The sequence below is a fragment of the Aquitalea pelogenes genome (assembly GCF_001515305.1).
Classification (GTDB): Bacteria; Pseudomonadota; Gammaproteobacteria; order Burkholderiales; family Chromobacteriaceae; genus Aquitalea; species Aquitalea pelogenes.
The window spans coordinates 117128-136213 of the sequence record NZ_LNQV01000001.1 but is presented as its reverse complement, the minus strand read 5'-3'; the positions used below and the strand labels follow the sequence as shown (position 1 = coordinate 136213).

18 protein-coding genes are annotated in these 19086 nt (G+C 60.1%); 10 read left to right on the top strand and 8 right to left on the bottom strand.

Going from position 1 to position 19086, the window contains the following annotated elements:
• Positions 1-8 precede the first annotated feature (8 nt).
• Positions 9-224 (top strand): heavy-metal-associated domain-containing protein, encoded by a 216-nt coding sequence (locus tag AWT75_RS00705; protein ID WP_045845673.1) that lies wholly within the window; start codon positions 9-11, stop codon positions 222-224.
• Positions 225-340: 116 nt separating this feature from the next.
• A complete protein-coding gene (locus AWT75_RS00700) occupies positions 341-1105 on the top strand; it encodes a substrate-binding periplasmic protein (RefSeq protein WP_082695887.1) in 765 nt (254 codons plus the stop codon).
• 13 nt (positions 1106-1118) lie between these two features.
• Here the strand turns inward: AWT75_RS00700 and AWT75_RS00695 are convergent, their stop codons facing one another.
• The 8 genes from AWT75_RS00695 to lgt all read right to left on the bottom strand — a co-directional run bounded on the left by AWT75_RS00695 (position 1119) and on the right by lgt (position 8736).
• Positions 1119-1886 carry a 3',5'-cyclic-nucleotide phosphodiesterase gene (locus AWT75_RS00695; RefSeq protein WP_062786277.1) on the bottom strand — a complete coding sequence of 256 codons (768 nt, stop codon included), beginning with the start codon at positions 1884-1886 and terminating at the stop codon, positions 1119-1121.
• Between the two features lie 194 nt (positions 1887-2080).
• The gene (locus tag AWT75_RS00690) at positions 2081-2644 is read right to left on the bottom strand and encodes an amino acid ABC transporter permease (RefSeq protein WP_204376846.1); all 564 of its coding nucleotides are present in this window, start codon (positions 2642-2644) and stop codon (positions 2081-2083) included.
• A 105-nt stretch (positions 2645-2749) separates the two neighbouring features.
• On the bottom strand, positions 2750-3487 hold the full coding sequence (locus AWT75_RS00685; RefSeq protein WP_062786151.1) for an amino acid ABC transporter permease: 738 nt from the start codon (positions 3485-3487) through the stop codon (positions 2750-2752).
• A gap of 89 nt (positions 3488-3576) precedes the next feature.
• Positions 3577-4383 carry an ABC transporter substrate-binding protein gene (locus AWT75_RS00680; protein ID WP_062786148.1) on the bottom strand — a complete coding sequence of 269 codons (807 nt, stop codon included), beginning with the start codon at positions 4381-4383 and terminating at the stop codon, positions 3577-3579.
• 166 nt (positions 4384-4549) lie between these two features.
• Positions 4550-6118, bottom strand: coding sequence for a phosphonate ABC transporter, permease protein PhnE (phnE, locus tag AWT75_RS00675; RefSeq protein ID WP_062786145.1), 1569 nt, complete (start codon positions 6116-6118; stop codon positions 4550-4552).
• Positions 6112-6909 carry a phosphonate ABC transporter ATP-binding protein gene (locus AWT75_RS00670; RefSeq protein WP_062786142.1) on the bottom strand — a complete coding sequence of 266 codons (798 nt, stop codon included), beginning with the start codon at positions 6907-6909 and terminating at the stop codon, positions 6112-6114. The genes phnE and AWT75_RS00670 overlap by 7 nt, the downstream gene beginning before the upstream one ends.
• A complete protein-coding gene (locus AWT75_RS00665) occupies positions 6906-7754 on the bottom strand; it encodes a putative selenate ABC transporter substrate-binding protein (RefSeq protein ID WP_062786139.1) in 849 nt (282 codons plus the stop codon). The genes AWT75_RS00670 and AWT75_RS00665 overlap by 4 nt, the downstream gene beginning before the upstream one ends.
• A 130-nt stretch (positions 7755-7884) precedes the next feature.
• On the bottom strand, positions 7885-8736 hold the full coding sequence (gene lgt, locus AWT75_RS00660) for a prolipoprotein diacylglyceryl transferase (RefSeq protein ID WP_062786136.1): 852 nt from the start codon (positions 8734-8736) through the stop codon (positions 7885-7887).
• A 197-nt stretch (positions 8737-8933) separates the two neighbouring features.
• Here lgt and ilvD point away from each other — a divergent pair, with 197 nt between their 5' ends.
• The 8 genes from ilvD to AWT75_RS00620 all read left to right on the top strand — a co-directional run bounded on the left by ilvD (position 8934) and on the right by AWT75_RS00620 (position 19030).
• Positions 8934-10787, top strand: a complete 1854-nt coding sequence (gene ilvD / locus AWT75_RS00655; RefSeq protein ID WP_062786133.1) for a dihydroxy-acid dehydratase — start codon at positions 8934-8936, stop codon at positions 10785-10787.
• A 118-nt stretch (positions 10788-10905) separates the two neighbouring features.
• On the top strand, positions 10906-11544 hold the full coding sequence (yfcF, locus tag AWT75_RS00650; protein WP_153013198.1) for a glutathione transferase: 639 nt from the start codon (positions 10906-10908) through the stop codon (positions 11542-11544).
• Between the two features lie 753 nt (positions 11545-12297).
• Positions 12298-13401, top strand: coding sequence for a hypothetical protein (locus AWT75_RS00645; protein ID WP_062786274.1), 1104 nt, complete (start codon positions 12298-12300; stop codon positions 13399-13401).
• 120 nt (positions 13402-13521) lie between these two features.
• A complete protein-coding gene (glyA, locus tag AWT75_RS00640) occupies positions 13522-14769 on the top strand; it encodes a serine hydroxymethyltransferase (RefSeq protein ID WP_045845685.1) in 1248 nt (415 codons plus the stop codon).
• 147 nt (positions 14770-14916) lie between these two features.
• Complete coding sequence (gene nrdR / locus AWT75_RS00635) at positions 14917-15375, top strand: transcriptional regulator NrdR (protein WP_045845686.1); 459 nt, start codon at positions 14917-14919, stop codon at positions 15373-15375.
• A gap of 105 nt (positions 15376-15480) precedes the next feature.
• Positions 15481-16587, top strand: a complete 1107-nt coding sequence (gene ribD, locus AWT75_RS00630) for a bifunctional diaminohydroxyphosphoribosylaminopyrimidine deaminase/5-amino-6-(5-phosphoribosylamino)uracil reductase RibD (RefSeq protein ID WP_045845748.1) — start codon at positions 15481-15483, stop codon at positions 16585-16587.
• 165 nt (positions 16588-16752) lie between these two features.
• Positions 16753-17454: a hypothetical protein gene (locus tag AWT75_RS00625; RefSeq protein WP_193394059.1), complete on the top strand. Its 702-nt coding sequence runs from the start codon at positions 16753-16755 to the stop codon at positions 17452-17454.
• 85 nt (positions 17455-17539) lie between these two features.
• Positions 17540-19030, top strand: a complete 1491-nt coding sequence (locus AWT75_RS00620) for a carboxypeptidase M32 (protein WP_062786126.1) — start codon at positions 17540-17542, stop codon at positions 19028-19030.
• The last annotated feature ends 56 nt before the right edge of the window (positions 19031-19086 follow it).

Sequence of the window (19086 nt, the reverse complement as noted above, 5' to 3'; positions counted from 1 at the left end):
GAAGCAGCATGAGTGAACTGAAACTGAAAATCGAAGGCATGACCTGCGGCGGCTGCGCCAACAGCATCAGCAAGGTGCTGTCCACCATGGCCGGAGTCAGCAGCGCGGAAGTCAGCCTGCAGGACAAGCAGGCCAGCATTGTTTACGACGCCGCGACGGTGTCGCCGGAAGAATTGGCCGCCGCGGTGGAAGATGCCGGTTTTGATGTGGTGGCCGCCGAGTAAGGGAATAAATACCCCAAGTCCGTAGAAACACTTATACTCCTGTCATTACAGATGCCGGTCCTGGGGCCGGCATCATTCATAGACACTGCAACGGCGCAAAGCCGTGACATGAAACGATGATGGGTATCTGGATCCGCAAGCTGACGGCCTTCTGCCTGCTGGCGCTGGCTGGGCATGCAGCACAATGTGCGCCTCTGTCAGTGCTGGCAGAGGAAAACCTGCCGTTTTCCTATCGGCAAGGGAGCACGATACAGGGCTACTGCACGGCAGTGGTGCGCAATGCGCTGGAGGCTGCGCATCTGCCCTACCAGATGGATATCCAGCCTTGGGCTCGCATCTATACCACCACACTGGCCAAGCCCGGCACGCTGATGTATCCGGTGGCCAGAACGGCAGAGCGGGAAGACAAGTTCCACTGGATCGGCCCGCTGGTTGCCAACCGCATTGCCCTGTTCCGCAAGAAAGGCCGTCGCGATGTGGTGGTGCACAGTCTGGATGATGCCCGGCGTTACCGTATCGGTGTGGTGAACATGGATTTCCGCGAGGAATACCTGCGGCGCAAGGGCTTTGGGGAGGCTGGCAGCCAGCCCTTGGTGGTGGTGAACTCCAGTGAGCTGCTGCTACCCATGCTGCAAGCCGGCCGCATCGACCTGATTCCCCTTGGCCTGGCCAAATGCGCGCCGCACGGGCTGGATTGCAATGCCATGGAGCCGGTTTATGTGCTGAGCGAGCTGGAGTCCGCGCTCTACATGGTATTCAGCCGCGATACCAGCGACGCGCTGGTGCAGCAGGTGCGCGAAGGCTTTGAACAAGCCCGGCGCAATGGCAGCGTGGCGCGCATCATGGCACCACTGAACCGCATTTATGGCCGTGGCGAATGACACGGCATGGCGCCTACAGTTCGATGCTGATGCTCTGATCCAGCGGATGCAGGTGCAGTAGCGAAGGCAGCTCCTTGCGCACCTGTTCCAGCAGCTGCGCACGCTGTGCATGGTCGGTATGGGTCAGCCAGACATGGACATTGGGCGGCAGGATTTCCAGCATCGGAACCAGCAGGGCCGGGGACATATGGCCTGCCGCCAGGGCATTGGCGGATTTCTCGTTCAGAAAACTCAGTTCGCAAATCACGTCGGTCAGCGACGGCACATGGCTGATCCAGTGCCAGAAGGCAAGACATGGCCCGGAGTCACCGGTGAAGGCCAGCGCACGCCATGGGCCTTCCAGCAGCCAGCCCAGCGCCGGTACGCTGTGCTCGGCGGGCAGGGCGGTGGCAATGCCGTCGGGCAAGGTGACGGCATCGCCCACTTCCACCGGGTGCAGTCGCAGCCAGGGCACATTGCCCGGTGCCGCCCGGGTGTAGTCCGGCCAGTCTGTGCTGTTGAACATCTGCTGCTTCAGCGCGCTGATGGTTTCCTGCTGGGTATAGACATCCACTCCGCGGCCACCGTGGGTGATATGTGCGTCGGCCAGCAAGGGCAGACCGCAGCAATGATCCAGATGACTGTGCGTCAGCAGCACGGTATCAATCTGCAACATGGCGGCGGTATCCAGCTCGCTGATGCCGCTGCCGCAATCGAGCAGGCAGTTATCGTCCACCTTGAAACAGGTGGTACGCGCTGCCTGATCGTTGCCGGATGATGAACCCAGAACCTTGACGTGCATGTGCATCCCCTTGCATGAAGCGCTGCATGAAGCCCTTAGCAGTGTAGCTGATGCCATGACATTGCGCCGCTGTCATGCTCCGGGTTGCGCTTGCCGTGCTATCCGCTACCTGCATTGTCGCGGGCGGATGTTGATGCAGGATTGTAGGTGGATCACTGTCGGGCGGGTGCAGGCTGAGGGTAAATCCGTGCAAATCAGCGGCTATTGCCCGCCAGTCGTCTCCCACTCCATTCCAGGCCGGAACACAGCAGCAGATAGGCAATGGCTACAATGCCGAATACCTGCAAGGGGTAAACCTGCTCGCGATTGTTGATCTGGGTGGCGACAAAAGTGAACTCCGCCACACCCACCACATAAGCCAGCGAGCTGTCCTTGAGCAGGGTGATCCACTGATTGATGAAGGACGGCAGCATGTGGCGCAGGGCCGGAGGCAGGATGACGTAGCGCAGCGTTTGCCAGCGCGTCATGCCCAGGGCCGCGCCAGCCATCCACTGGCCCGTGCCGATGGCTGCGATGCCTGCCTGAACCGACTGGCTCAGATAAGCTGCGTTGATCAGCGCCAGCGCGGCAATCACCGTCAGCACACCGGGAATGTCGATGCCGAACAGAATGGGCAGCAGGAAGTAACACCAGAAAATCAGCATCAGCACCGGGATGGCACGCAGTACCTGCACCAGCAGGGTCAGGCTGCGCTTGAGGCGCGGACTGCCCATGGTGAGGGCAATGCCGCCAGCCAGCCCGCCCAGGGTGGCCAGCACGCCAGCGGCCAGGCTGATGCCGACGGTAAGCAGCAGCCCGCCCGGCTGCCTGGGCCAGATTGCCCCACAGCAGATAGTCCAGATTGTCTTGCAACAGGGTCAGCATCATGCGTCAGGTGCTCCGTTGGCTTGGCGGCTGCCTGCCAACTGGGTGCCGATCACCAGCAGCAGGTATAGCAGGGTGGCGACGGCAAAGGCCTGAAAGGCCAGCAGGGTTTCGCTTTCCACCTGGCGCGAGGTATAGGACAGTTCGGCCACGCCAATGGCCATGGTCAGCGAAGTATTCTTGATCACCGCCGTGTACTGCCCCAGCAGCGGCTGGCGGATGACCCGCAAGGCTTGCGGCAGCACGATGAAACGGAAAATCTGCCATTCATTCATGCCCAGCGCCCGTGCCGCCAGCTTTTGCCCGCGTGCCACGGTATTCAGCCCGGCGGCCAGTTCGGCACTGATGAAGCTGGCCGAATACAACGTTAGCGCCAGCCAGGCGGCCAGCCATTCAAAGGATGGCCAGCCCAGGCTGAAGCCCAGCGGCAATGTCCATTGATGCGGGGTGTTCAGCCATTGCATGGCAGTATCCGGCAGCAAGCCACCGGCACCGAAATACCATAGCAACACCTGCACCAGCAGCGGCGTATTGCGATGCAGGCTGCAAAACAGTCGGGCCGGCCAGTGCAGTGCCCGCAGCGGGCTATCCTGTGCTGCGCACAGCAAGATGCCCAGCAAGGTGGCCGCCAGGCTGACACACAGTGCCAGTACGGCAGTCATGGCTGCGCCATGTAGCAGCCAGCCCAGATAATGCGGTGCCAGCCAGCCCTGTCCCAGCCAGGAAGGCGGTGTCATCGGCTTCTTCTTTCAACAAGTGGAGTTTGACAATGCAGAAAACCGGCCTGTGCGGATGAGGCGCAGGCGGTTGAGGTAGCCATCAAGAATCAGACGGCGTCGCCGATCTTGAAATCACGCGGCAGCGGGGCCTTGGTGCTGGGGCCGAACCAGCGGTCGTAAATCTTGCTGGCCTGGCCGGATTTCTCCAGTTCCAGCAGCGTTTCGTTTACCACCTTGGTCAGGCGCGCCTCGCCCTTGGGCAGGCCGATGGCCTGGTATTCGCGGGTGAGGGTGAACGGAGCCAGCTCGTACTTGGCTTTGTCCGGGGCATTGGCCAGCAGGGCAGCCAGCTTGGAGCCATCTTGCGAAATGGCCTGTACATTGCCATTGCGCAGTGCGGTGAAGGCCAGCGGGGTGTCATCGTAGGCCTCCACGGTGGTCTTGCTGTATTTCTCACGCAGGTAGATTTCCTGGGTGGTGCCTTTGTCCACGCCCACACGCAGGCCTGCCAGCTGTTCCGGTTTGCTCAGGCTGCCTTTGCGGGCAATGAACTGCTGACCGGAAGCAAAGTAGGGCAGGCTGAAGTCCACCTGCTTCTTGCGTTCTTCGGTCACGGTGAAGTTGGCGGCAACCAGGTCGGCCTTGCCAGCCACCAACAACGGAATGCGGTTGGCCGGATTGGTGGGCACCAGTTCCAGTTTTACTTTCAGTTTGCTGGCAATGGCTTGGGCCACTTCAACATCCAGCCCGCTGATCTGGTGGGTTTTGGCATCCAGAAAACCAAACGGCGGGTTGCTGTCGAAGGCGGCCACACGCAGTACGCCAGCTTTCTTGATATCGTCCAGACGGTCGGCCAGGGCATGGCCGGCAGTGCCCAGCAGGGTGAGCGCCAGTAGCAGGGAAGGGGTTTTCATGGCTAAGCCTCTTGTGGAGTGAGATGACAATGACAGTCAGTACCGGTAGGTGCTGCTGTGAATGGCCTCCATGCTAGGCTGGACTGTTAAGAAGGTAAAACGATTAAAAATGCATTTTTTATCAAAATTAAGAATAAAAAGGGCGGGGCAGGATGTGACAGGCCATTCACGCCATATGCTGTCGCCAGGCCCGGCTTAGCTGCTCCACCAGCCAGGACAGCAGCAGCATGGCAATGATCAGGCTGGCCGCCTTGTGCTGTTGAAACAGCGACAAGGCCAGATAAAGCTGCTGCCCCAGTCCGCCGGCACCGACGATGCCCAGCACCGTGGCGATGCGGATATTGTTTTCCCAGCGGTACAGGGTATAGGCCACCCATTGGCTGAATACTGTCGGTAGCAGGCCGTAGGCAAAGGCCAGCAGTTGGCTGACACCAGACTGGCGCAGCGCGAGTTCTGGCGTGTGATCGGCATTTTCCAGCGTCTCGGCAAACAGCCGCCCCAGCACGCCAGCGGTGTGCAAGGCCAGTGCCAGCACCCCGGCGGCCGGGCCCAGCCCGACGGCCAGTACGGCTATCGACGCCCATAGCAGGTCCGGCACTCCGCGCAGCAGGTTAAGCAACAGGCGGCTGGCCAGTTTGAGCAGACTGCCAAAGCGCCCGGCGGCCGGCATCGCCAGCACCGCTGCGGCGACAAAAGCCAGCACCGTGCCCAGCGCCGACATGGCCAGTGTTTCCAGCGTGCCGTGCGCCAGCTCGGCCAGCATGCTGCCATCCGGCGGGAAAAAGTCATGGATGAATCGCGGGATGGCGGACAGATCGAAGCCACTGTCGCGCCAGCCCGGCAGCAGCCACAGCACGCTGGCCACTACGGCCAGCAGGCCGCCGCCCAGCAGGTAGAGCCCACCACGTGCACGTTCCAGCGCATGACGTGAGCACAGGCTGATGCCTTCGCTCAGGCCCACCAGCAGCAGGAACACCAGTAACAGGGTGCTGACCTCGCCGCCATTGAGCATTTTCAGGCTGGTGTCCAGCAACTGGCCCACCCCGCCGGCACCGACAAAACCCATTACCGCCGAGGCGCGTATCGCGCATTCCCAGCGGTAGACGCTATAGCTCACCAGCTCGGGCAGGGCTTGCGGCCACAAGCCGTACAGCAGGCATTGCCAGCGGCTTGCGCCTTGCAAGTACAGGGCGGTGGCCAGCTCGCGCGGCTGGGATTCCAGAATCTCGGCATACACCTTGCCCAGCATGCCGCCGTAGGCCAGGCCGATGGCCAGCACCGCCGGCAGGCTGCCCAGGCCCGCAGCCCGGACAAACAGCAGCGCCCAGACGATTTCCGGAATACCGCGCAGGATGACCATGACACCGCGCACTGCGGATTTGAACAGCAGCATGCTGGCAGAAGCTGCTTCAGCCGCCAGCACATGGCGCTCCAGTGCCCGTGTGGTGACAAACGCCAGTGGCGCGCCCAGCAGCATTGCCAAGGCAATACCGGCCGTGGCACTGGCCAGCGTGGTGATGGTTTCGCGTGCCACATCCAGCAGAAAACTGCCCTGGGTGGATAGCGGAAAGAAACCGGCAACAAAACCGGCCATGGTGTGCCAGCTATCCGGGTTGGCCAGCGTGGCCGGATTGAACTGGGTCAGGCTGAAGCTGGGTGCCAGTAACAGCAGGCCCAGCAGCAGGGTGAACAGCCGCGGCCAGCGTGCCGGGTCGCGCGGGTAGGGTTTCAGCATCGTAGTCCGGGGGTGAGGGTTTCCGCCGGGCTGTCAGCCACCTGCTCACGCATTCTTTCTCCGGCATACAGTGCGCTGACCACGCCGGGATGTACCTGCTCGCGTGGCAGGTCGAACATGATCTGGCCATCACGCACACCGATGATGCGCGGGAAATAGGCCAGTGCCAGCTCTACCGAATGCAGGCTCACCAGCAGGCTTGCCCCACTGGCGGAGGCGGAGCTTTGCAGCAGGCGGATGGTGTCTTCCGCCAGCCTGGGGTCCAGTGCCGAAACCGGCTCGTCAGCCAGCAGCAGCCGGGGTTGTTGATACAACACGCGGGCAATGCCGACCCGCTGGCGCTGGCCGCCGGAAAGCTGGTCGCAACGTTGCCACAGTTTGTCGGCCAGATCCACCTGTTGCAGGCAATCCTGAATGGCGGCGCCATCATCAGGCCATAACAGGCGGCGCAGCCCGGTCAGTGCGCCGGATTGCCCCAGCCGTCCGGCTGCCACCGCGTGGATCACCCTTTGCCGGGCGGGGAGCGGCGGCGACTGGTAAACCATGCCGATACGGCTGCGCAAACGGCGCAGCCAGCGTGCCGACAAATGCCAGGGGTTGTCGCCCAGCACAGTCATGCTGCCGCTGCTTGGGCGATAGCGGGTGGCTGCCAGCAGCAGCAGCGAGGTTTTGCCCGCCCCGGAAGGGCCGATCAAGGCTGCCTGTTCGCCGCTGGCGAGCTCCAGCCGGATGTCACGCAGAATGCTGCTGCCAGCCAGTTGCAAGCTGGCGTTGTCAATCAGCAGGCTCACTTGAGCAGGCCTGCCGCTTCAGCTGCGGACTCGATGCCCTTGTAGTTATCCGCCTTGGTGGGAATGAAACGGCTGGCGCGTTGCAAGTCCAGAATGGCCTTGTCCTGCGGATTTTTCGGGTCCAGCTTGAGGAAGGCGGCGCTGATGCGTTCTTGCAGTTTCTTGTCCAGATTGCCGCGTACTGTCCAGTTGTAGTCGTAGAAGGCCGGGCTGGTTGCCAGCAGTTTCACCTTGCTGCTGTCCACCTTGCCGCTTTCCACCAGCTTGTCCCATACCGAGGCATTGAGCGCACCGGCGTCCACCTTGCCGGAAGCCACCCAGGCCACGGTGGCGTCATGCGCGCCGGAATAAGCCACATTCTTGAAGAAGGTTTCCGGTTTGATGCCTTCCTTTTGCAGGAAGTAGCGCGGCATCAGGTGGCCGGAGGTGGAAGAGGCCGAGCCGAAGGCAAAGCTCTTGCCTTTCAGGTCTTTCAGCGACTTGGCGCCCACGGCGGCATTGACGATGAATTTGGAGGTAAACCTGCTGTCCTCCTCACGCTGTACCAGCGGCACCACCTTGCCATGCAGGCTGGCCTGCACAAAGGTAAAGCCGCCCAGCCAGGCCATGTCGATCTTGTCGCTATTGAGCGCGGTCACCACGGCGGCATAGTCGGTCACCGGCACAAACTGCACCTTCATTCCCAGCTGCTTTTCCAGATACTGGCCTAGCGGGGCAAACTTGCGCTGCAACTCGGTCGGGGCTTCATCCGGAATGGCGGAGACTTTCAGTACCGCCTCTTCGGCCGAGGCCAGTGCAGAGATGGCCAGCAAGGCGGTGGCCAGCGAGAGCTTGAGGGTTTTCATGCCTGGTATTCCTTATCTGTGCGGGCAAAAGGCCGCAGGACAAATAAAAGCCAGTCGATGATTGGCTTCATGACTGGCTTTATTGATAAACCGCAGTGGCAGGCAAAAGGCTGCCAGAGCCAAGTATAGCCTAGCGCTGCTGGCGTTTGCCGAACAAGACCAGCAACACCACGCCAATGACAATCATCGGCAGGCTCAGCCACTGACCCATGCTGATGATGTAGGAGTGGCCGAAGATGCCGGCATCCGGATTGCGGAAAAACTCGCTGATGAAGCGCGCCAGACCATAACCGATCAGGAATACCGCCGACACCTGTCCGCGCGCGCGTGGCTTGCTGCTGTAAATCCACAGCACGGCAAACAGGGCGATGCCTTCCAGCAGGAATTCATACAGCTGGGAAGGGTGACGCGGCAGTGCCCCGTACTGCATCAGCATGTTCAGCAGGTCGGACGAGGTCTGACCCTCGACCAGATCATTGGCCCGCGCCTGGGGGAACAGCATGGCCCATGGCAGATCGGGACTGGCTACCCGGCCCCACAGCTCGCCATTGATGAAGTTGCCGATACGCCCGGCGGCCAGGCCCAGTGGTACCAGCGGGGCGATGAAGTCGGTCAGCTCCCAGAAGCTGCGCTGCTGCTTGCGGGCAAACAAGGCCATGCCTACCAGCACACCCAGGAAACCGCCATGGAAGGACATGCCACCCTTCCATACCATGAAAATTTCCGCGGGATGGCTGAAGTAGTAGCCTGGCTCGTAAAACAGCACTTCACCCAGGCGTCCGCCAATCACCACGCCAAGCACGCCATACATCAGCAGGTCGTCCAGCAGCTTGGAGGTGAGAAAAGCGTGGCCCTGGCGGATGCGGTAATTACCCAGAAGCAGGAACAGGCCAAAGCCCAACAGGTACATCAAGCCATACCAGTGAATGGCCAGCGGGCCCAGGTGAATGGCAACGGGGTCGAACTGCGGATGAACGATCATTTGTCAGGTGGGTGCGTTTGCGGTAAAAGAATATGGACGAAATTATACGGAATGCGTTCCGCCGCGTCCTGTCATTACCATGACAGATTGCGGCCAGCCCGATCCCGCGGCACCCCGGAGAGGGCAGACCTGCCTGCAACACAGCGCGGTCAGTGGCAATGCGCTCTGCAAGCATCTGATCATCAAGGAAACAAGACATGCCCCAATACCGTTCCAAAACCTCCACCGCCGGTCGCAACATGGCGGGTGCCCGTGCCCTGTGGCGTGCTACCGGCATGAAAGACGAGGATTTTGGCAAGCCCATCATCGCCATTGCCAACAGCTTCACCCAGTTCGTGCCCGGCCATGTCCATCTGCACAATATGGGGCAGCTGGTTGCACGTGAAATCGAACGCGCCGGCGGTGTGGCCAAGGAATTCAACACCATCGCCATCGACGACGGCATCGCCATGGGCCACGGCGGCATGCTGTACAGCCTGCCCAGCCGCGACCTCATTGCCGACAGCGTGGAATACATGGTGAATGCCCACTGTGCCGACGCGCTGGTGTGCATCTCCAACTGCGACAAGATCACCCCCGGCATGCTGATGGCCGCGATGCGCCTGAACATTCCGGTGATTTTTGTTTCCGGTGGCCCGATGGAAGCGGGCAAAGTGCAATGGGGCAACGACATCCGCAAGCTCGACCTGGTGGACGCCATGGTGGAAGCCGCCAACAGCGCCATTTCCAATGAAGACGTGGAGCGCGTTGAGCGTTCGGCCTGTCCGACTTGCGGCTCCTGCTCCGGCATGTTCACCGCCAACTCGATGAACTGTCTGACCGAAGCCCTGGGCCTGTCACTACCGGGCAACGGTAGCCTGGTGGCTACCCATGCCGACCGCAAGGAACTGTTCCTGCGTGCCGGTCGCCTGATCGTTGACATCACCAAGCGTTATTACGAACAGGACGACGCCAGCGTGCTGCCGCGTGCCATCGGCACCAAGCAGGCTTTTGAAAACGCCATGAGCCTGGATGTGGCCATGGGCGGCTCCACCAATACCGTGCTGCACCTGCTGGCTGCTGCCAGCGAAGCCGGTGTCGACTTCAAGATGGCCGACATCGACCGCATCTCACGTTCGGTTCCCTGCCTGTCCAAGGTGGCCCCGGCCACGCAGAAATACCATATGGAAGACGTACACCGCGCCGGTGGCGTGGTAGCCATCCTGTCCGAACTGGACCGTGCCGGCCTGATCCACCGCGATGTGCCCACCATCCACAGCAAGACGCTGGCTGAGGGTCTGGAAGCCTGGGACATCATGCGCCATGGTGAAGACAGCGAAGCGCGCCGCTTCTATCGCGCTGCACCGGGCGGCGTGCCCACCACCATCGCTTTCTCGCAATCCATGCGCTATCCGAATGTGGATGACGACCGTGCCGGTGGCTGCATCCGCGACAAGGCCAATGCCTACTCGCAGGATGGTGGCCTGGCCGTGCTGTACGGCAATATCGCCGAGCGTGGCTGCATCGTGAAAACTGCTGGTGTGGATGATTCCATCCTCAAGTTCACCGGCCGTGCCCGCATCTTCGAAAGTCAGGACGACGCCGTTGCTGCCATCCTGGACGACAAGATTGTGGCTGGCGACGTGGTGGTCATCCGCTACGAAGGCCCCAAGGGCGGCCCAGGCATGCAGGAAATGCTTTACCCCACCAGCTATCTCAAGTCCAAGGGCTTGGGCAAGGCCTGCGCGCTGCTGACCGATGGCCGTTTCTCTGGTGGTACTTCCGGCCTGTCCATCGGCCATGTATCGCCAGAAGCAGCCGAAGGCGGTGCAATTGGTCTGGTGGAAGAGGGTGACACCATCGAGATTGACATCCCCAACCGCGGCATCCGTCTGGCCATCAGCGACGAGGCACTGGCTGCCCGACGCGCCGCCATGGAAGCACGTGGCCGTGACGCCTGGAAACCGGTGGATCGCCAGCGCCCGGTCAGCGCCGCCCTGCGTGCCTACGCGGCCATGACCACCAGCGCCGATACCGGTGCGGTACGTGATGTGACCCAGGTGGAAAAATAAGCGGGCTGCCCGCTGAATCGGTAACAACGGCAGCTGCGGCTGCCGTTTTTTTTGCTTGTTCCTGCCTGCGTAATCAATGGCAAGCCCGACTGATTGAACCGTAGAAAGTGAGTCACTGATGACCTCCACGACCAAGCTGCACCTGACCGTCGATGCCCAGTATTGCAGTCCCTATGCCATGTCGGTGTATGTGGCGTTGCAGGAGAAGCAGTTGCCCTTCACCCTGTCGACACTGGATCTGGACAGCGGGGCCAATCATGCACCGGCTTATGCGCTCAGTTCGCTGACTGCACGTGTACCTGCCTTGCAGCATGGCGATTTCGTGCTGAGCGAGTCCTCTGCCATTACCGAATATCTGGAAGAGTTGTTTCCCGACCCTGCGCTTTATCCTAAGTCTGCACAGGCCAGGGCGCGGGCGCGGCAAATCCAGGCCTGGCTGCGCAGCGATCTGCTGCCTCTGCGTGAGGAGCGTGACACGCTGGTGGTGTTCTACCGGCCAGTCGCACACCCCTTGTCTGACGCTGCGCAGCGCGCGGCGCACAAATTGCTACGCGTGGCCGAGCAGATCCTGCCGCCGGGTTCGGACACCCTGTTTGGAGAGTGGAGCATTGTCGATGTCGATCTGGCACTGATGCTCAACCGTTTGCGCCTGAATGGCGACCCCATGCCGCAGCGACTGGCAGATTACGCTGCCTTGCAATGGCAACGGCCATCCGTGCAGGCCTGGCTGGGTCTGTCACGGCCTGCCTTGTCATGAGTGGTGAAGACCAAGTAAAACTGTCGGGTATTTGCCACAACCCTGTTTGATCCAGGATAAGATTTTTCTTGGGCGGTGAACTTAAAATTCGGCGCCAAGTCACATCATTTCCGGTCACGCAAGCGCACCGGATTCCCTGATTGGTAGCGTGTTCTGGCGCTACGTCTTCTTGCTCTTCCTGCAAGACCGAACATTTCCGCATGTTCGGTTTTTCTTTTTTGTCACAATTTGAACTTGTATACAATATATAAGTGCTAATTGCGCTGCAATTAATCACATTCGAACATTTCCCATTGGCATGAATCGGGCTGTCCAGCGATAGCGTGCTGACGGCGTTCCGGAGGGCTGTTGTGGGGGATGTTGTAGCTTGGGCTGTGCTTGTGGCAAGGCGGATTTATTATGCTGTTTTGTAAAAAATCTTTAATAACATTGTGTTACAGCATTGTTTGAAGGGGGTTTGGTGCGCGTAGGCAAAAAAATGCGCGGTGCCGTGAGGCCCGCGCCAAGTCTACAAAGGAGAAATAGAGGAGAAACTATCAAGAAGCAATTGCTGCATCTCAACGAGTACGGATTATCCAGATGCCGTGTGCGAGTGTCAACATCTGAATTTTCGGAAAACGAAAAAACATCCATTTTTGTCGCAAATTAGCACATTCTTATGTTTTAAATTGAAAGTCAAGCGCTTGCTTGATGAGCCGTCAGCGGCTGACTGTGCGACAATATCGCCTTTCCCGATTTCAGCAGGATGACAAGATGTCGCAGCCGCTTCTCACTCTCCCGGACCCGCGCCAATACCACCCGCAGGTATCGCTGACCAATATGCTGATCCACAACGCGCTGTCGGTGCAGAACGCAACGACAGAAGCGGATCGTGAGATGTGGTTTGTCGCCATTCGCGATGCCATGGCGCAAATGCTGCAACGTGGCGAATTGCTCTCCATTTCGGTCGCTTTGGCGATGGTGCCGTCACAGGACACTTATAAGATTGTCTGGGATGCATTGCGGGCCGCAGTCGAGCAGCCGGACGGGCGCTGTGCACATGTGTTTGCCTTGCCGCTGGTGCTGGTGGCCGGTAGCAAGAACCAGGCAACGCTGCCTGCCGCCATTGCGGATGAAGACGGCTTGAACGCGCTGCTGCGCCAGCATGGCGTCATCAGCTCGGATGGCGATGTCCGCGTGTTTGGTCAGTTGCTGCATCCGGACACGGTAGTGGCGATGGATGCGGCCCGGCTGTACCGTCTGACCCGTGATTTGACCAGCGCGGCTGATGGTGTTGGCGAAGCCCTGAACGGTGCCGCCATCACCCTGAAAGAAGAGGGCGTGTTCCTGCGCTACCTGCTGGGTGTCGCCATCCAGCCGGAGGGCGATGCGGTCCCGGTAAAGCTGGGTGGTGCCGTCGGTGCCTGGGGCATGCCGCTGATGAAATTCCTGGGCGAACAATTGCACACCGATGGTGTGACGCTGTTCCCGATTGCCCGTCCGCCCTTGCCGGTGATGCAGGCCCTGGTGGCTGGCAACTTCGCCCGCTTCGAGGTGGCCTTGCAGGTGTTTGCCAGCAGTCAGATCCGCCGCCTGCGCGAGCTGTCGAAAGACCCGGTGGCCATTCTGTCCGCCCATGACAACGGTGAGTTGCACATCACCCTGTCGGCTGAAGGTGACGAACGCAACTGGGAGGCTTTTGTCTGGCCACTGGCTGCCATGGACAATGTGGCACTGATTGAATCGAATTTCCGCGAACTGATGGCTGAATGCCGGGTTCGCGATGTGCATGTGCTGGCCGGGGTTTACCCGGAAAGCCGTGACGGAATACCGCTGTTCTTTACCGCTGACGACCTGCCGCAGCTGAGCGGGCAATAAAGGACAACCATGGCGTAGCGCGTTTGCGGATACTGCCAAAATAGCTTTACGTGAAAATTTTCCACCGGGCGATTCGTGTAGAATGGCCTCATCGTTAACCCTTTGATGGAAGAGTCAAAGATGTTTGCAGCTGACCAGACGATTGCCAAGTTCGACCCGGAACTGGCCGCCGCTATCAAGGCCGAGTGCCAACGCCAGGAAGATCATATTGAACTGATCGCTTCCGAAAACTATACCAGCCCCGCAGTGATGGAAGCCCAAGGCTCCCAGCTGACCAACAAGTACGCTGAAGGCTACCCGGCCAAGCGTTTCTACGGTGGCTGTGAACACGTGGACGTGATCGAGCAACTGGCGATCGACCGCGTGAAGCAACTGTTCGGTGCCGAGTATGCCAACGTGCAGCCGCACTCCGGTAGCCAGGCCAACCAGGCCGTGTACTTCTCCATCCTGAAGCCGGGCGACACCGTAATGGGCATGAACCTGGGCCACGGTGGTCACCTGACCCACGGTTCCCCGGCCAACCTGTCCGGCAAGATGTTCAACATCGTGGCCTACGGTCTGAACGAAAAGGAAGAAATCGACTACGACGACATGGAACGCGTAGCGATGGAAACCAAGCCCAAGCTGATCATCGGTGGTGCATCCGCTTACGCGCTGCGCTTCGACTTCGAACGCATGGGCCAGATCGCCAAGAAGTGCGGTGCTTACTTCATGGTCGACATGGCGCACTACGCCGGTCTGATCGCCGCTGGTGTATACCCGAACCCGGTGCCGCATGCCGACTTCGTGACCTCCACCACTCACAAGACCCTGCGTGGTCCGCGTGGCGGCATCATCCTGGCCAAGGCCGAGTTCGAAAAGAGCATCAACAGCAATGTATTCCCGACCCTGCAGGGCGGCCCGCTGATGCACGTGATTGCCGGCAAGGCCATTGCTTTCAAGGAAGCGCTGCAACCGGAATTCAAGATTTATCAGGAACAAGTGCTGAAGAACGCCGACGCCATGGCCCGCACCCTGGCCGAGCGTGGTCTGCGCATCATCTCCGGCCGTACCGAAAGCCACGTCTTCCTGGTGGACCTGCGTCCCAAGGGCCTGACCGGCAAGGCTGCCGACGCGCTGCTGGGCCGTGGTCACATCACCGTCAACAAGAACGCCATTCCGAATGACCCGGAAAGCCCGTTCGTGACTTCCGGCATCCGTATCGGCTCCCCGGCCATCACTACCCGCGGTTTCAAGGAAGCCGAAGCCGTGATGGTGGCCAACCTGGTAGCCGACGTACTGGACAACCCGAACGACGATGCAGCCATTGCACGTGTGGCCGAACAGGCTACCGCGCTGTGCCATCGCTTCCCGGTTTACGCCAAGTAAGCGCCAGCATGCATCAACAAGGCAGCCCACGGGCTGCCTTTTTTCTTGTCTGCAGCAAATAGGCGCTGCTTTACGATTGCAGGCATTAACCTGTGTGGCCTTTGCTGATACCATCAGACCATATCAAACACACTGGATTGACACGTCATGAAATGTCCTTTCTGTGGCAATGCCGATACGCAGGTCATCGACTCCCGCGTCAGTGAAGACGGAGCCAGCATCCGTCGTCGTCGTCGTTGCCTGGCTTGCGAAAAGCGCTTCACGACATTCGAGACCGCTGATGTGCGCATGCCGCAGGTGGTCAAGTCTGGTGGCCATCGCTCCGAATTCGATATCGAGAAAGTGCGCACCAGCTTCTTGCGTGCGCTGCACAAGCGCCCGGTTCCCACCGCCTTGGTGGACGATGCCATCGACCGTATCTGCCACCGCCTGCTGCAACTGGGCGAGCGTGAAGTGTCCAGCCGGCAGATCGGTGAAATGGTGATGAACGAGCTGGCCAAGCTGGACAAGGTGGCCTATGTGCGTTTTGCCTCGGTCTATCGCAGTTTTCAGGATATTTCCGAATTCTCCGACGCCATCAAGGAAATCCAGAAGTCCAATCACTGACTATCAGCCTGACCGCTACATTGCCGGTCAGCTTGCTTGCTTACGCCATCGGCCGCTGCCTGCCAGTCAGACGTGGCCATTCTCATTCCGCTGGAAGGCTTGTTGATGTCGTTGTTTTCCCCGCAAGACCATGTATTCATGCAACAGGCGCTACGCCTGGCCGAGTCCGCCACCCGCCGGGCGGCACCTAATCCCGGAGTAGGTTGTGTACTGGTGCGCGATGGCCAGGTAATTGGTGAAGGTGCCACCTTGCAAGTAGGTGGCGATCATGCCGAAATCCAGGCCATCAAGGACTGTCTGGCGCGTGGTGATTCACCGCGGGGTGCAACTGCCTATGTCACGCTGGAGCCATGCAGTCATCACGGCCGGACGCCACCATGTGCCGAACGGCTGATCCGGGAAGGGCTGGTACGCGTGGTGGCTGCCATGGTGGATCCTTACCATGAGGTTGCCGGTCGCGGACTGGCCATGCTGCGTGCTGCCGGCATTGATGCCACCGCAGGGCTGCTGGAAGCCGAGGCTCGCCGCGTTCATCGTGGTTTTCTGTCGCGGGTGGAGCGGCAACGTCCGTGGGTGACGCTCAAGGCTGCTGCCACACTGGATGGCAAAACGGCATTGCTCAATGGAAAAAGCCAATGGATTACCGGCCCTGCCGCCCGTCACGATGTGCAAAAGCTGCGTGCGCGCAGCTGCGCCATCCTGACCGGCAGCGGTACGGTGCTGGTGGATAATCCGCAATTGACCGTGCGCGATTTCATTCTGCCGCAGCAGCCGCTGCGGGTAGTGCTGGACAGCCGTCTGGTCACCCCGCCGGACCGGCGCATTTTCCACGGTGGCAATACCTTGCTGGTGACCAGCATTGCCGACCCGCTGCGGCATCAGCCGTATTTGCAGCGCGGTGCCGAACTGATGGTACTGCCCGAAGATGCCGGTCATGCCAATCTGCCCATGCTGATGCAACGACTGGCCGAGCGTGGTGTCAATGAACTCATGATTGAAGCAGGTGCCGGGCTGAATGGTGCACTGGTGCGTGCCGGGCTGGTGGACGAAGCCATCCTGTTCCTGGCCCCGGCGCTGGTTGGCAGTACGGCACAGGGTTTGTTTGCCTGGCCTGCGCTGGAAGATCTGGCCGACAAACAGCAGGTGAAGATTCAGGATGTGCGCATGGTTGGCGCCGACATCCGTATCAACATGACGTTTGCCCAGCCTTGAAGGACCGGGCTGCGGCCGGCGGAGAAATCGTCTGGCCGAAGCCCTTATCCTGTTCCACAATGAAACAGGTCTTTACTGCGCACATGCGTGACGAAAGACTGCAGCGGCACAGGCCGACCTTGCGAGTACATGCCAATGACCGAGAACGCCTCAGCACTTCCAGCCATGGACAGGGAAGCCCTGCAACAGGCACTGGATGCCTATTTGCGCCTGATCCTGCGCCAGGGTGCCAGCGAGCAGGTATTGCAAGAGCGCCGCCAGTTGCTGGACCGCTTGCTGCCGCTGCTGGTTGGCGTGTCGCGGGATGCCCAATCTTTTCGCCGGGTGGTGGAGCGTTTCGTCAACGACTCCGAAGTGGCAGACCGGGTTACCGCCCTGACTTGTGCCCGCGAGTATTATTATTTCTGGCTTGGTGATGTCAAAAAGCTGGTGGAAATCACCTCCCGCTCCGGCTTCACCACGCGCAATGTACGGCTGGAGATGGCCGATTCGCTGGCATCCCTGCTCGAACGCATGCAGCAACAAGGCTTCAATACCTTCCCGCCCTCGTTGGAAATCTATCTGGGCAAGCTGTTTGAAGACGGTATGCCCGAAGCGGACATCCAGGAGCGGGAATACCTGCTCAAAGCCATGTTGTTCCTGCTGTCGGGCCAACCCTATCGTCCGGACAGCTTCCGCATGGTGGTGGATGCCATGCTGCTGCACCTGAGCGATGCGCAAAACCAGAAAGCCTTTGTCCAGCTGGCGCGGGAGTACTTCTATTACTGGCTGTCATTCCCGCCGGCGCATGAGCGGATTCACCTTGCCGAAGAGGCTGCCCAACCGCTAGGCCTGATGCAACCGGGTAATACCACCCGCCAGCACTGAAGGGCACCATACCATCAACCTTGCCGGAGCAGCAGACCACGCCTGACAAACGGCTGCGCTGCACGGCCCACCCATTGGAGTTTGCATGTCGCAATCCTCGGCTTATGCATCCTTGCTGACCCGGTTTACCCGTTTGCACCGTTATGCCCATCTGGCTGCCATCGCCGGTTGGGACCAAGCCACCATGATGCCCGCCAAGGGCAATGAAGCGCGGGCAGCGGCACAGGCCGAGCTGGAGGTGCTGATGCATGCCACCCTCACCGACCCCGCGCTGGCACAAGAACTGCAACAGGCCGAGCAGGAAGCCAAAACCGAATTCGAACAAGCCAGCCTGCGCGAGATGCGCCGGGAGTGGCAGCAGGCCAATCTGTTGCCGGCCGAACTGGTGGAAGCCCAGGCACTGGCTGGTGCGCGTTGTGAACATGCCTGGCGTGAACAGCGTGCCAACAATGACTGGACCGGCTTTTTGCAGAACTTCCGCGAAGTGGTGAAGCTGTCGCGTCAGGAAGCGCAATTGCTGGCATCCGCCCAGGGCTGCACGCCTTACGATGCCCTGATGAACAAGTACGAGCCGGGCATGCAAAGCGCCGATATCGACCGCATCTTTGCTGCGGTCAAAAGCTGGCTGCCGGGGCTGATTGCCCAGGTCATGGACAAGCAGGCGCAGGAGAAGCTGCTGCTGCCGCAAGGAAGCTTCCCGGTGGAGCAGCAGCGTCAACTGGGCCTGGCTGTGATGGGTCTGCTGGGTTTCGACTTTGATGCCGGCCGGCTGGATGTCAGCGTGCATCCCTTCTGCGGTGGCGTGCCGGAAGACGTGCGTATCACCACGCGTTACCGGGAAGATGACTTCATGCAAAGCCTGATGGGCATCATCCACGAAACCGGGCATGCCCGTTACGAGCAGGGCTTGCCGCGCGACTTGCTGCATCTGCCGGTAGGGCGTGCACGCTCCATGGGCATCCATGAAAGCCAGAGCCTGTCTTTCGAGATGCAACTGGGCCGTAACCCGGCCTTCTTGTCGCTGATTTCACCGTTGATCGGCGAGCATCTGGGCACGCAGCCGGCCTTTGCCCCGGAAAACCTGGCCTTGCTCTACAGCCGGGTGCATCCGGGTTACATCCGGGTGGATGCCGACGAGCTGTGCTATCCCGCCCATGTCATCTTGCGCTATGAAATCGAGAAGGCGCTGATTGAAGGCGATATCGAGCCTGAAGACATTCCGGCATTGTGGGATGAAAAAATGCAAAGTTATCTGGGCGTGGACACCCGTGGCAATTACCGTCAAGGCTGCCTGCAGGATATTCACTGGACGGACGGCAGTTTCGGTTATTTCCCCAGCTACACACTGGGTGCGATGTACGCCGCGCAGTACTTCGCCGTGATGCGCCGCAGTATGCCGGACCTGGATCAACGCATTGCAGCTGGAGAGCTGAGTACCGTATTTGACTGGCTGGAGCAGAACATCTGGAGCCAGGCCAGTCGCTATTCCACTGCAGAACTGGTAAGCCGTGCATGCGGGGAAACGCTGAATCCGGACTATTTCCGTGTGCATTTGCAAGCCCGCTACCTGGGCTGATTGTTCGTCATCAGCAATAAAAAAACCGCGTGTCTGACACGCGGTTTTTTGTTGGG

Excerpts from the sequence above, each read along its gene's own strand:
- AWT75_RS00680 (WP_062786148.1), bottom strand. The coding sequence starts at position 4,383 with ATGAAAACCCCTTCCCTGCTACTGGCGCTCACCCTGCTGGGCACTGCC.
- ilvD (WP_062786133.1), top strand. The coding sequence starts at position 8,934 with ATGCCCCAATACCGTTCCAAAACCTCCACCGCCGGTCGCAACATGGCG.
- AWT75_RS00665 (WP_062786139.1), bottom strand. The coding sequence starts at position 7,754 with ATGAAAACCCTCAAGCTCTCGCTGGCCACCGCCTTGCTGGCCATCTCT.
- lgt (WP_062786136.1), bottom strand. The coding sequence starts at position 8,736 with ATGATCGTTCATCCGCAGTTCGACCCCGTTGCCATTCACCTGGGCCCG.
- AWT75_RS00705 (WP_045845673.1), top strand. The coding sequence starts at position 9 with ATGAGTGAACTGAAACTGAAAATCGAAGGCATGACCTGCGGCGGCTGC.
- AWT75_RS00620 (WP_062786126.1), top strand. The coding sequence starts at position 17,540 with ATGTCGCAATCCTCGGCTTATGCATCCTTGCTGACCCGGTTTACCCGT.
- AWT75_RS00645 (WP_062786274.1), top strand. The coding sequence starts at position 12,298 with ATGTCGCAGCCGCTTCTCACTCTCCCGGACCCGCGCCAATACCACCCG.
- AWT75_RS00625 (WP_193394059.1), top strand. The coding sequence starts at position 16,753 with ATGGACAGGGAAGCCCTGCAACAGGCACTGGATGCCTATTTGCGCCTG.
- ribD (WP_045845748.1), top strand. The coding sequence starts at position 15,481 with ATGTCGTTGTTTTCCCCGCAAGACCATGTATTCATGCAACAGGCGCTA.
- glyA (WP_045845685.1), top strand. The coding sequence starts at position 13,522 with ATGTTTGCAGCTGACCAGACGATTGCCAAGTTCGACCCGGAACTGGCC.
- phnE (WP_062786145.1), bottom strand. The coding sequence starts at position 6,118 with ATGCTGAAACCCTACCCGCGCGACCCGGCACGCTGGCCGCGGCTGTTC.
- AWT75_RS00700 (WP_082695887.1), top strand. The coding sequence starts at position 341 with ATGATGGGTATCTGGATCCGCAAGCTGACGGCCTTCTGCCTGCTGGCG.
- AWT75_RS00685 (WP_062786151.1), bottom strand. The coding sequence starts at position 3,487 with ATGACACCGCCTTCCTGGCTGGGACAGGGCTGGCTGGCACCGCATTAT.
- AWT75_RS00695 (WP_062786277.1), bottom strand. The coding sequence starts at position 1,886 with ATGCACGTCAAGGTTCTGGGTTCATCATCCGGCAACGATCAGGCAGCG.
- nrdR (WP_045845686.1), top strand. The coding sequence starts at position 14,917 with ATGAAATGTCCTTTCTGTGGCAATGCCGATACGCAGGTCATCGACTCC.
- yfcF (WP_153013198.1), top strand. The coding sequence starts at position 10,906 with ATGACCTCCACGACCAAGCTGCACCTGACCGTCGATGCCCAGTATTGC.